This window comes from Streptomyces sp. ISL-96, assembly GCF_018614035.1.
GTDB lineage: Bacteria > Actinomycetota > Actinomycetes > Streptomycetales > Streptomycetaceae > Streptomyces.
Genome location: NZ_JAGGPA010000063.1, coordinates 37,734 through 49,348 on the forward strand (window position 1 = coordinate 37,734; position 11,615 = coordinate 49,348).

Below are 11,615 nucleotides of genomic sequence, written 5' to 3' on the forward strand. Positions count from 1 at the left end.
CCTGTACGCCACTTGGCCTCCCGATGCGGTATGCAGAACCCATGGCACGTACAAGGAATGACGGGGCCGCCGGCATCGCCGGGCTTCTGCTCGCGGCCGGCGGCGGGCGGCGGCTCGGCGGGCGGCCGAAGGCGCTGCTGGAGTACCGGGGGCGGCCGCTGGTCGAGCACGCGGTACGGGTGCTGCGCGAGGGCGGCTGCGGTCCGGTGCACGTGGTGCTGGGGGCGGCGGCCGCGCAGGTGCGCGAGCACGCCGACCTGACCGGATGTGTGCTGGTCGACAACCCGGAGTGGGACGAGGGGATGGGTTCGTCTCTGCGTACCGGCCTGGCGTCCCTGGCCGGTACGGACGCTTCGGCCGCGCTCGTCTCGCTGGTCGACCAGCCGGGGATCGGCGCGGCGGCGGTGCGGCGGGTCGTGGCGGCGTACCGCACACCTTCGAGCCTCGTGGCGGCGGCGTACGACGGGAAGAGGGGGCATCCGGTGCTCTTCGGCGCCGAGCGGTGGGCGGACGTCATGACGAGTGCGACAGGCGACCGGGGGGCACGCGCCTATCTGAAGGAGCACGAGGACGCGGTCACCCTCGTCGAGTGCGGGGATGTGGCCGCGGCGTACGACATCGACACGCCGGAGGACCTGAGGCACCTGGAGTGACTGACATGGCACTGAGCGCCAGTTTCTGTCGACTATGAGAATCTCGACGTCAACAGACCGTTGAACTTCCACCATGAGGAAACTAGTATCCACACGTCAGAAGCGCCCTGTACCACCCGGCGGCGCCCGCGACCGTACCTCGGAGCCATGGCACTCTGTGCCGTTCTTGGGCGACCCTGCGGCCGTAACGCGCCGGTCGCCTAAGGAGTGACAGCTCATGTCCGCACCAGCGCCGTCCCCGCTGGCCATCGTCGATGCCGAGCCCCTGCCCAGGCAGGAAGAGGTCCTGACCGATGCGGCTCTCGCCTTCGTGGCCGAGCTGCACCGGCTGTTCACGCCACGCCGTGACGAGCTGCTGGCCCGCCGCTCCGAACGCCGCGCCGAGATCGCCCGTACCTCCACGCTGGACTTCCTCCCGGACACCGCACAGGTCCGCGAGGGAGACTGGAAGGTCGCGCCGGCTCCGGCCGCGCTCAACGACCGCCGCGTGGAGATCACCGGTCCGACCGACCGCAAGATGACCATCAACGCCCTGAACTCGGGCGCGAAGGTCTGGCTCGCCGACTTCGAGGACGCGTCCGCTCCCACCTGGGAGAACGTCGTCCTCGGCCAGCGCAATCTGATCGACGCGTACGAGCGCCGGATCGACTTCACCGACCCGAAGTCCGGCAAGACGTACGCCCTGAAGCCCGCCGAGGAGCTGGCGACCGTGGTGATGCGGCCGCGCGGCTGGCATCTCGACGAGCGCCACCTTCAGTTCGACGGCCGCCCGGTGCCGGGTGCTCTCGTCGACTTCGGGCTCTACTTCTTCCACAACGCCAAGCGGCTCATCGAGCTCGGGAAGGGCCCGTACTTCTACCTCCCCAAGACGGAGTCGCACCTTGAGGCGCGGCTGTGGAACGAGATCTTCGTCTTCGCGCAGGACTACGTCGGGATCCCGCAGGGCACCGTCCGCGCGACCGTCCTGATTGAGACGATCACGGCGGCGTACGAGATGGAGGAGATCCTCTACGAGCTGCGCGACCACGCGGCGGGGCTGAACGCGGGCCGCTGGGACTACCTCTTCTCCATCGTCAAGAACTTCCGCGACGGCGGCGCGAAGTTCGTTCTGCCGGACCGCAACGCGGTGACGATGACAGCGCCGTTCATGCGCGCGTACACCGAGCTGCTCGTCCGCACGTGCCACAAGCGCGGGGCGCACGCGATCGGCGGCATGGCGGCGTTCATTCCGTCCCGCCGTGACGCCGAGGTCAACAAGGTCGCCTTCGAGAAGGTCAAGGCCGACAAGGACCGTGAGGCCGCCGACGGCTTCGACGGTTCCTGGGTCGCGCACCCGGACCTGGTGCCGATCGCGATGGCGTCGTTCGACGCGGTCCTGGGCGACAGGCCGAACCAGAAGGAGCGGCTGCGCGAGGACGTGTCGGTGGCGCCGGGTGATCTGATCGCGATCGACTCGCTGGACGCGAAGCCGACGTACGAGGGCCTGCGCAACGCCGTCCAGGTCGGCATCCGCTACATCGAGGCGTGGCTGCGGGGGCTGGGCGCCGTGGCGATCTTCAACCTGATGGAGGACGCGGCGACGGCGGAGATCTCCCGCTCGCAGATCTGGCAGTGGATCAACGCGGGCGTGGTCTTCGAGAACGGCGAGAAGGCGACGCCGGAGCTGGCCCGCAAGATCGCGGCGGAGGAGCTGGCCGCGGTCCGCGCGGAGATCGGCGACGAGGCGTTCGCCGCGGGCCGGTGGCAGCAGGCGCACGACTTGCTGCTCACTGTCTCGCTCGACGAGGACTACGCGGACTTCCTCACGCTGCCGGCGTACGAGCAGCTGCGCGGCTGATCAACGCCGCTCTCGTCTCCGCCCCCGGGACCGCACAGCACCGGGGGCGGAGGCATTCCTCAAACGCCGGACGGGCTTGGATTGCCCGGCCAGCCGGCGGCGTCAGCGGATCGGCTCCGACAGTTCGCCGCGCAACCGCTGCGCCCGCAGCACCAGTTCCAGCTCGAAGCGGCGGTCCGGGTCGTCGACCTCGTCGCCCCACAGCTCCCGTATCTGCCGCATCCGGTAGCGCACGGTCTGCGGGTGTACGCCGAGCCTGGCCGCCACCTCCGGCGCGCCGCCCCGCGTCTCCAGCCAGGCCAGCAGCGTTTCCGCGAGCCGCCGCCCCTGGGTGGGGCCGCAGTCGGCGAGCGGCGCCAGGCAGCGGCGGGTCAGGTCGCCGATGAGTTCCTCGGGCGGGAGAAGGACCAATGCCTCGGTGTACTCCGTGCAGTGCAGCAGCCGCCCCGAAGGCAGCAGCCCCCGCTCCATGAGGCGTACGGCGGCCCCCGCCCAGCGCAGCGACTTCGCGGCCTCGGTCAGCGCCACCGCCGGCCCGATCGCCCCCGACCAGCCCTTCATCGACCGGCGCAGCAGCTCGGACCGCCCCGCCAGCGCCGGGTCGGGCACGATCATCAGGGGCTGCTCGTTCTCCATGTCGAGGAGTACGCCCTGTCCCACGGCCGGGGCCACGCACTCGCGGCCGGGGCGCAGCAGCACGCCGACGGCGACCCGCTCGGGCAGTGCCCAGCCGATCCGGGCGGCGTGCTCGGCGAGCGAGCGGGTGTGGGCGGGGTCTGCGGGCTCGCCGTGCTCCGCGATCAGTGCCTGCGTCAACTTCCGTTGCAGTCTCAGCCGTTCACCGGCCTGGCGCGCCGCGGCCTCGGCGTATCCCCGTACCGTCTGGTCCACCAGCCCGTCCAGGAAGGCGAATCCGGACTCGGCGAGCTCGTACATCGCGGGCGGCGGAATGCACAGCTGCTGCCCGATCTCCGCGAGCCGGCGCCACGCGAGCCGGACACCGAGCCGGTACATGGCCTGGAGGGAGTCGAGGGAGCGGCCGTGCAGCCCTTCGCCGCGCCCGAACGCCTGGAAGACTTCGAGGTGAACGTGCGGCCGCCCCTCCGCCAGCACCAGATGCTGCACGAAGTCCTCCAGGGCCCGCCGGATGCCGACGAGGGCGATCAGTTCCCCCGATTCGTCGACGAGCAGCGGCAGCTTGGGGTGTTCGCGGCAGATGCAGTCGAGGATCTCCTGGGCGAGCGAGGGCACTTCGCGCATGGCCCGGTCGGTGAACTGCCGTACCTGGAGGCGGGGCACGTCCTCCCATGCCGAGCAGTCGCCCATACGTCGTCGCTCCCCGTCCACTGCGGTCGTTTCCACCTGGGTCACTTCCGGGGCGTCGCCGACTCATAACTGATCAGCGGCACATTCGGCTGGTCCGGGGTGGCGTTCAGCAGCGCCACGACGGCTAAGGCGGCCCCCACGGCGAGGGCGGCGGCGGCAACGGCGGTCAGCGCTGCCGCAAGAAGTCTGGACATGGTCGGGTCAGCCTCTCTGACGCTGTGACCCCACCGGTTTCCCCCACCGGTCCTCTCCGGCAATGGCCCAGTGTCAACATTCCATTGACAGTCCGTCAAGAGGGCGCCTACGGTTCCCGGCCCATACGCATGTGCACGTATCCGCCGAGCCACCTTTCGCCGGCCCCCACTGGAGTCGCCCGTATGCGTCGCACCGCTTCCCCCCTGTCGCTGGCCCTGCTGGGTGCCGGCGTCTTCCTGCTCGTACTCGCTCCGCTGCTGGCCTGGTACGTCGAGCCACGCGCGAAACGCACGCCGGTCGACGTGGACGTCACGACGGTCTTCACCGGCACCGGCAGCTACTTCGACACCACCCGGATCAAGACCGTCGGCAACACGAAACTCACCATCACCCGGCAGGTACGGGGCGATGTGGCCGACAGCGAGAAGAGCGGCCGGGCCGTCTGGGACGTCTCGACCTCCGTCGACACCGACGCCACCCTCCCCGCCGCCGACACCCACGACTCGCTCCAGTGGACGCTGGAGCGCTGGGTCACCGACCGCCGCACCAATGAGCCCGTGCACTGCTGCGGCGAGAAGCCGGCCTTCGACGGAGAGGCGTACCTGAAGTTCCCCTTCGGCGTACAGAAGCGCTCGTACCGCTGGTGGGACAACACGCTCGGCTCGACCGTCCGCCTCCGCTTCGCCGGTACGCGGAAGATCCAGGGGTACGAGGGCTACCTCTTCACCGGCGCCGTCGAACCGGCGAAGACCGGCACCAGGCTGGTGCCGGGGCGGCTCGTCGGGCTGCCGAAGCGCAGCCAGGTGCTCGCCGAGGAGTGGTACGCCAACCACGGCATCGAGCTGGTCGTCGACCGCCGCACGGGCCGCATCGTGAACGCGGCGATCGGTCCGCGCAAGACGCTGCGCGCGCCCGGCGGAAAGCGGGACAAGGTGGTGCTTCTCGACAGCCGACGGCTGGAGTTCACACCCGCCACGCAGCGCGCTCAAGTGAAGCTGGCCTCGTCCGACAGCGATCGGCTGAAGCTGGTGGGCGAGACGCTGCCGATGGGCGGCGGCGGGGCGGGAGGACTGCTGGCGGCGGCGGGAGCGGTGCTTGTGGCACGCGGGCGTGAACCACGAACAGAGCCGCGCGTCATCACGATGTGATGACACATCAGCTCACTCCGGTCCCGAAATTGTCATCAAGGTGAGTAGCCGCATCGAACAGCGTGCCGAAAACTGACCTCCCCACCCCGAGCACAGCCCCACCCATCCCCCAGCACAGCCCCCACCGGTTCCGCACCCTGAAACGAGTTGGAGCTCGCATGCCCCAGCACGTGCCCCCCACCCTGCACGATGCGAAACCCCAAGAGACCCACAAGCCACTGCCCCATCCCACCTCCCGGCACCCCCGCCGGATCGTCTTCCTCTCCCGCCGCGATCTCGGCAATCCGGCCGCAGGCGGCTCCGAACTCCTCGTCGACCGCCTCGCGGACGGCCTGACCGCCCTCGGCCACCAGGTGACCCTGCTGTGCGGAGGCCCGGCGGCGTACCGCGACTACCGGGTCGTCTCCGCGGGCGGCGACCTCGGGCACTTCATCAAGGCGCGGCACGCCTTCGCCCGGCAGGTCGGCGACTGCGACCTGCTCGTCGAGGTGTGCAACGGCCTGCCGTACCTCACCCCGCTGTGGCATCGCGGCCCCACCCTGTGCCTTGTCAACCACGTACACACGGAGCTCTGGGGCATGCGCTACCCGGCTGCGGCAGCCGGCCTCGGCCGGCGACTGGAGCACTGGGCGCTGTCGGCCGCGCAGCGCGAAAACCTCCTGGTAGCCGTATCGCCCTCCACGGCGAGCGCCCTCGGCGCACTGGGAGTGCACCCGGGCCGAATCCGGGTCGTACACAACGGAGTCGAACAGCCGCCGGACCCCACACCGCGCTCCACGGAACCACTTTTCGTCGCGATGGGCCGCCTGGTCGAGTACAAGCGCATCGATCTCCTCCTCCGCCTCTGGGAACGCGTGAGACCGGTCACCGGCGGCAAGCTGCTGATCATCGGTGACGGCCCCGAACGCCACCGGCTGGAAGCCATGGCAGGACCGGACGTGATCTTCAAGGGCCACGTCTCCGAAACGGAGAAACACCAACTCCTCTGCGCGGCCCACCTCTTACTGCACCCGTCGGCGGTCGAGGGCTGGGGCCTGGTGGTCACCGAGGCCGCGACCCGGGGCACTCCCACGATCGGCTTCGACGTACCCGGCCTGCGGGACTCCGTGGCCGACGGGGTGACCGGCGTACTGGCGCGCGGCGAGAGTTCGTTCGCCGCCGCCTGGTGTGCACTGGCGCTCAGCACCGAGCGCCGCGAGGCGATGGGCCGGGCCGCGGCCACGCGGGCCGCGCGCTACCGGTGGAGCAGCACGGTGCGCCAGTTCCGGGCGGTGGCGGCGGAGGCGGCCCTCTCCCACCGGCGGAGGTGACAGGCGGTGAAGGACCCCTCCCTCCGCAGGTCCGCCACCCTCTTCCGGGCGTTCCTGAACGAGCAGTCCGACCCCGACCGGTGCTACTCCCTGCTCGCCCGTGACGCCGCCGACCAATTGGAGCGGTACGAGCCCCTGGCCAACCGGACGGTCGTCGACATCGGCGGCGGCAGCGGCCACTTCACCGAGGAGTTCCGCAGGCGCGGCGCGCACAGCTATCTCTTCGAACCGGACGTACGCGAACTCAGGGGCCGCACGCCCGCAGGCGCGGTGGTGGCCGACGGATATCTGCTCCCCCTCCCTGACGGCACAGCGGACATCTGCTTCTCCTCCAACGTCCTGGAGCACGTCGAGGACCCGCGGACCTTCCTCAGCGAACTGATCCGGGTCACGGCACCGGGCGGCCTGATCTACGTGTCGTTCACCAACTGGTACTCCCCGTGGGGCGGCCACGAGTGGGCGCCCTGGCACTACCTGGGCGCGGAACGGGCCCGCCGCCGCTACGAACGGCGCACCGGCCGCAGCGCCAAGCACACCCTCGGCGAGAACCTTTTCCCCATCCACATCGGCACCACCCTGCGCCAGGTACGTTCCCGTACCGACGTCGAGCTGGTGACAGCCCGCGCCCGCTACTGGCCGTTCCTCCCCGCTGTCGTGCCGAAGATCCCCCTGCTGCGTGAGTTCGCCACCTGGAATCTCCTCCTCATCCTCCGGCGGTGTCCATGACGACCACCCCCTATCAGGAGCCGCGTTCGCGCCGCTGGCTGTTCGCGTTCGGGGCGGCAGCACTGATCGCCTTCATCGCGGCGTCACCGGGCAGGATGACGTTCGAAACAAAGCTCGGCGTGGCACTGGACCCGTTCAAATTCCTCTCCGACCTGGGCGAGTTGTGGCACAGCCGCGCGGGCTTCGGTGGAATCTTCGACCAGTACGTCGGCTACGCCTTCCCGATGCTGCCGTTCTACGCGCTGGCCGACCTGGTGAACCTGCCCGTCTGGCTGGCGGAACGCCTGTGGCTGTCGATAGTCGTCACCACGGCCTTCTGGGGCGCGCTGCGGCTGGCCGAGCGGCTGCTCGTCGGCTCGCCCACGACCCGCCTCCTCGGTGCGGCGGCGTACGCCCTGTGGCCGACGTACACGATCGTCATCGGCTCCACATCGGCGGCCGCACTGCCAGGAGCGCTCCTGCCCTGGGTCCTGCTGCCGCTGACCAACCCCCGCACGAGCCCCCGCACAGCCGCTCTGCGCTCGGCGCTCCTGATCCCCTGCATGGGCGGCGTGAACGCGGCGTCGACTCTCGCCGCGCTCCTCCCTGTAGCGCTCTACCTGCTCAGCAGGGCGCCCACACCCCGCCGCCGCGCGCTGATCGCATGGTGGGTGCCGGGCGTATTACTGGCAACGGCCTGGTGGGTGGTCCCCCTCCTCATCCTCGGCATACACGGCGAGAACTTCCTCCCCTACGTGGAACAGTCCGAGACCACCACGGCGACCATGTCCGCCACGGAGCTTCTGCGGGGCGCGGGCAACTGGACGGCGTACCTGCACTTCGGCGAGGCGTGGCTGCCGGCGGGCTGGACGGTCGCCGCGACAGCCCTGACCATCCTCGGCTCGGCCTTCGCCGCCGCGCTGGGCCTGGCGGGCCTGGCCCGCCGCGACCTGCCGGAGCGCCGCTGGCTGCTCCTCGTAGCACTTTCCGTCACCACCATCACCCTCGCCGGATACGCAGGCCCCCTGGGCGGCCCGTTCCACTCCACCGTCCAGGACTGGCTCAACACCTGGCTGGTGCCTTTCCGTAACATCTACAAATTCCAGCCCGGCCTGGCCCTTGCCCTGTCCCTGGGCCTGGCGCACATCACAGCCACAGCGGCCGAAAGCGCACGCCCGAGGCAGGCCCGCCGCCTGGCGCCAGTGGTCACAGCTCTCCTCATCCTCCCGGCGCTCGCCCTCCCCTACCTCAACGGCAACATCCTCCAGCCGGGTTCCTTCAGCAAGCTGCCCGGCCACTGGGAAGCGACAGCCGCCTGGCTGAAGAAGTACTCGCCCGACAGCCGCGCCCTAGTGGTCCCCGCCACCGCGCACGGCCTCTACACCTGGGGCTCCCCGATCGATCAGCCACTGGACGTGCTGGCCGACTCGCGCTGGGCGCAGCGCGACTACGTGCCGTTCGGCACCCCGGGCAACCGACGTGCGATGGACGCGGTCGAACAGGCACTCACCACAGGGGCCCAAGTCCCCGGCCTGGCGGACTACCTCAGCAGGGCCGGCCTGCACTACGTAGTCGTACGCAACGATCTGGACCCGGACCAGATCGGCTACGTACCCCCACAAACCGTAAAGCGCACGCTGGAAGAGTCCGGCTACAAACGCCTCACCGGTTTCGGCCCGGTACTGACCGGCGGTCGCATCCCGGACGACACTCCGATCCAGATCGAGGGCCTCTACCCACGCCAGCAAGCGGTAGAAATCTACGAGCCCCCCACCGCGACGGAACGCCCTTCCAGATTCGGACTCAAGGCTGCGGCGGACACAGCAGTGGTCAGCGGCGGCCCAGAGACACTGCTGCCGCTCTCCTCCGACCCCACCATGCGCAGACGACCGTCAGTACTCACCGGTGACAGTCACCCCGGTCTCGGCGACCCGGCGATTCAGGCAACGGGCGACGGCCTGCGACGCGCCGACACCCGCTTCGGCCTGGTCAATTCCAACACGTCCTACACCTACACCGCCACGGAGAAGAACCACCCCAACAGCCTCCAGGACCCCGGCCGTTCCCCCCGCCAGATACTCCCCACCGACGGCATCGAGCACCAGACGACAGCGGTGCTGCGCGGCGCGAAATCGGTGACGGCGTCGAGCAGCGGCAACTGGCTGTTCCATCTGCCGCAGTACGACCCGGTGAACGCCTTCGACGGGAATCCCGACACGGCGTGGACGGAGGGCAGCGCGGCGAACCCAGCAGGCGAATGGCTTCGCGCGGACTTCACCCGGCAAACAGACATCCCCGCTCAAATCCGCGTGACGCCCCTGCCGTCGGACGGCGTAAGAGCAGCACCCACGGCCGTACGAGTAGATACGGACACCGGCAGCCGGACCAGCGCCCTGCACCCCAACGGCGCACCGCAGCAGATAGACGCGCCCCCCGGCCGGACGACGTACTTCAAGCTGACCATCATCAGTGCCCAGCAGGGCCGTCCGGGCCTGATGGGCGCGGGTTTCACGACCATCGACATCCCCGGCGTCCAGGTGACCCGCCTGCTTTCCCTCCCCCCGGACTCGAACCCGGACCTGATCTCCCTCCACCGGGGCAGTGACCCGGGCGGCCTCTCGCCGGCATCGGCGGAGGTGGGCCTGCACCGCCAGTTCTCGACGGCCACAACAGGCGCGTACGCACTACGGGCGAGCGCCCTGCCCGTACCGGGCGACGAACTGGACGAACTCCTCTTCAGCCTCGCCCCCGACCAGCGCCGCCGCCTCACAGCCACAGCCGACTCGACCGCCCGCCTGGGCGCGTCGCTGACCCCACGCAACCTGGTCGACGGCGATCTGACCACGGCATGGATAGCCGGAAGCAACCCGACCGTGCACCTGCGCTGGCCGGGAAAGCGCCCCATAGCCGAGATCGTGTTCGCCCCGGCGGGCGGCCTGTCCACCCGCCCGGAACAAGTGGAGATCAGCTCTCCGAACGGTGCGACAACGGCTTCCGTCGACGAAAACGGCCTGGCCCGCTTCGAACCGATGAACACCGACCGCCTGGACATCACCGTCACCCGCTCAGCACCGCTGACGGTCCACAACCCGGTCGCGGACGGCGAGATGCAGCTCCCCGTGGGCCTGAGTGAGATACACATCCCAGCACTGGCCGACTACCAGGTCCCGCAGCCCAGCCCCTCCCAGACCTTCCAACTCCCCTGCGGCAAGGGCCCGATCCTTTCCATCGACGGCACGTTCCACGCCACCAGCGCGAAGGGAAAGCTCAGCGACCTGACCGAACGCCGCCCCGTCGAGGTCTCGCTCTGCGCGGGCACCCAGCGCAACGGCAAAGCAACCCTGTCCGCCGGCACCCACCGCATCGAGGCCGGCGACGCGGGCCCCCTGGCCCTGACCGACATCACCTTCACCAGAAACAAGGCAACACCCCCGGCGAAGCAATCCCGCGAACTCACGGTCCAGGACGCCGCAGGCGACCGCCGCTCCCTGACGGTGGGCCCGGGCGAAGCGTCGTACCTCCAGACCTACGAGAACGCGAACCCGGGCTGGCAGGCCACGCTCAACGGCCGGCAGTTGCCTTCAGTGCGACTGGACGGCTGGCAGCAGGGCTGGCTGATCCCAGAAGGAGCGGGCGGCCAGGTACGCCTGGAGTACAAACCGGCGCGACTGTACGAAGCGGGCCTGATAGGCGGCGCACTAGCGGTAACAGCCCTGGCAGCGCTCACCCTGTACCGCCGCACAACCCCACTGCCAACACCCCCACCGCCACCCCCCGCCCCGGGCCCGATCCTGGGCCTGGCCGCACTGACCCTCACACTGGCCCTAACAGCAGGCCCCGTAGCCCTACTGGTCCCGCTGCTAGCCCTTGTGGCCCACTACCGCCACACCCTGCTCCCCCCCATAGCCCTGCTGGCGATGACGGCGGCGGGCACGACAGCGGCCCTGCAAGCGGGCTCGCCGGCCTCGGCCTCGGAGGGCGCGTTCGGCCCCGCAGCACAGCTCCTGGCCCTGACCGCCCTGACGGCGGCCCTGGTGACGACACGCGGAAACGCCGACACCACCGCCCCGAACATTCCGGTGCCAGGAGGGGACGTGCCGGGGCGCTCCCCGCAGGGCGCCGAACGCAACCAGCCCAACGAAACAACGCGCTACCCGAACGTTCGGCGTCCGAGGAGACGCCACGGCGCGGCACCGACCCCGAAGCCGGGGGCCCCCGGAACCCCGGACAGCGGCCCCCCGGACACCGGCACCCCCGGCGAGGAGAGGAAGACGTGACCGCGCTCCAGCAACGGCACCCCCGCCGCGTGCCCTTCACCGTCGTCGACGAAGTCACCCGGCACTGCCTGCACCCCCGCGTGCCCGAGACCGTACACATCGAGGTGCACCTGCCCGGCCGCCCCGACCCCGCCCGCCTGCGCGCCGCCTTCAACGAGGCCCTG

Annotated in this window: 8 protein-coding genes and 1 pseudogene; 7 read left to right on the forward strand and 2 right to left on the reverse strand. The window is 70.1% G+C overall.

The window, feature by feature from the left end; all coding sequences use genetic code 11:
* Nucleotides 1-41: 41 nt before the first annotated feature.
* Both J7E96_RS31150 and aceB read left to right on the forward strand, forming a co-directional pair.
* On the forward strand, nt 42-653 hold the full coding sequence (locus J7E96_RS31150; RefSeq protein ID WP_215136251.1) for an NTP transferase domain-containing protein: 612 nt from the start codon (nt 42-44) through the stop codon (nt 651-653).
* Nucleotides 654-870: 217 nt separating this feature from the next.
* Nucleotides 871-2,490 carry a malate synthase A gene (gene aceB / locus J7E96_RS31155; RefSeq protein WP_215136253.1) on the forward strand — a complete coding sequence of 540 codons (1,620 nt, stop codon included), beginning with the start codon at nt 871-873 and terminating at the stop codon, nt 2,488-2,490.
* Between the two features lie 102 nt (nt 2,491-2,592).
* Here aceB and J7E96_RS31160 read toward each other — a convergent pair whose 3' ends face one another.
* Nucleotides 2,593-3,816 (reverse strand): helix-turn-helix domain-containing protein, encoded by a 1,224-nt coding sequence (locus J7E96_RS31160; protein ID WP_215136274.1) that lies wholly within the window; start codon nt 3,814-3,816, stop codon nt 2,593-2,595.
* 41 nt (nt 3,817-3,857) lie between these two features.
* The gene (locus J7E96_RS31165; RefSeq protein ID WP_215136255.1) at nt 3,858-4,010 is read right to left on the reverse strand and encodes a hypothetical protein; all 153 of its coding nucleotides are present in this window, start codon (nt 4,008-4,010) and stop codon (nt 3,858-3,860) included.
* A 183-nt stretch (nt 4,011-4,193) separates the two neighbouring features.
* Between J7E96_RS31165 and J7E96_RS31170 the strand changes: the two genes are divergently transcribed.
* From J7E96_RS31170 to J7E96_RS37870, 5 genes and pseudogenes are all read left to right on the forward strand, one after another.
* Complete coding sequence (locus J7E96_RS31170) at nt 4,194-5,159, forward strand: DUF3068 domain-containing protein (protein ID WP_215136257.1); 966 nt, start codon at nt 4,194-4,196, stop codon at nt 5,157-5,159.
* A gap of 158 nt (nt 5,160-5,317) precedes the next feature.
* Nucleotides 5,318-6,469, forward strand: coding sequence for a glycosyltransferase family 4 protein (locus J7E96_RS31175; RefSeq protein ID WP_215136259.1), 1,152 nt, complete (start codon nt 5,318-5,320; stop codon nt 6,467-6,469).
* 6 nt (nt 6,470-6,475) lie between these two features.
* Nucleotides 6,476-7,195, forward strand: coding sequence for a bifunctional 2-polyprenyl-6-hydroxyphenol methylase/3-demethylubiquinol 3-O-methyltransferase UbiG (locus J7E96_RS31180; RefSeq protein WP_215136261.1), 720 nt, complete (start codon nt 6,476-6,478; stop codon nt 7,193-7,195).
* Nucleotides 7,192-11,451: an alpha-(1->3)-arabinofuranosyltransferase family protein gene (locus tag J7E96_RS31185; RefSeq protein ID WP_215136276.1), complete on the forward strand. Its 4,260-nt coding sequence runs from the start codon at nt 7,192-7,194 to the stop codon at nt 11,449-11,451. The genes J7E96_RS31180 and J7E96_RS31185 overlap by 4 nt, the downstream gene beginning before the upstream one ends.
* Nucleotides 11,448-11,615 (forward strand): annotated as a pseudogene (locus J7E96_RS37870) (condensation protein); the annotation flags it as partial. The gene J7E96_RS31185 and the pseudogene J7E96_RS37870, both read left to right, overlap by 4 nt.

Excerpts from the sequence above, each read along its gene's own strand:
- J7E96_RS31170 (WP_215136257.1), top strand. The coding sequence starts at position 4,194 with ATGCGTCGCACCGCTTCCCCCCTGTCGCTGGCCCTGCTGGGTGCCGGC.
- J7E96_RS31165 (WP_215136255.1), bottom strand. The coding sequence starts at position 4,010 with ATGTCCAGACTTCTTGCGGCAGCGCTGACCGCCGTTGCCGCCGCCGCC.
- J7E96_RS31175 (WP_215136259.1), top strand. The coding sequence starts at position 5,318 with ATGCCCCAGCACGTGCCCCCCACCCTGCACGATGCGAAACCCCAAGAG.
- aceB (WP_215136253.1), top strand. The coding sequence starts at position 871 with ATGTCCGCACCAGCGCCGTCCCCGCTGGCCATCGTCGATGCCGAGCCC.
- J7E96_RS31150 (WP_215136251.1), top strand. The coding sequence starts at position 42 with ATGGCACGTACAAGGAATGACGGGGCCGCCGGCATCGCCGGGCTTCTG.
- J7E96_RS31160 (WP_215136274.1), bottom strand. The coding sequence starts at position 3,816 with ATGGGCGACTGCTCGGCATGGGAGGACGTGCCCCGCCTCCAGGTACGG.
- J7E96_RS31185 (WP_215136276.1), top strand. The coding sequence starts at position 7,192 with ATGACGACCACCCCCTATCAGGAGCCGCGTTCGCGCCGCTGGCTGTTC.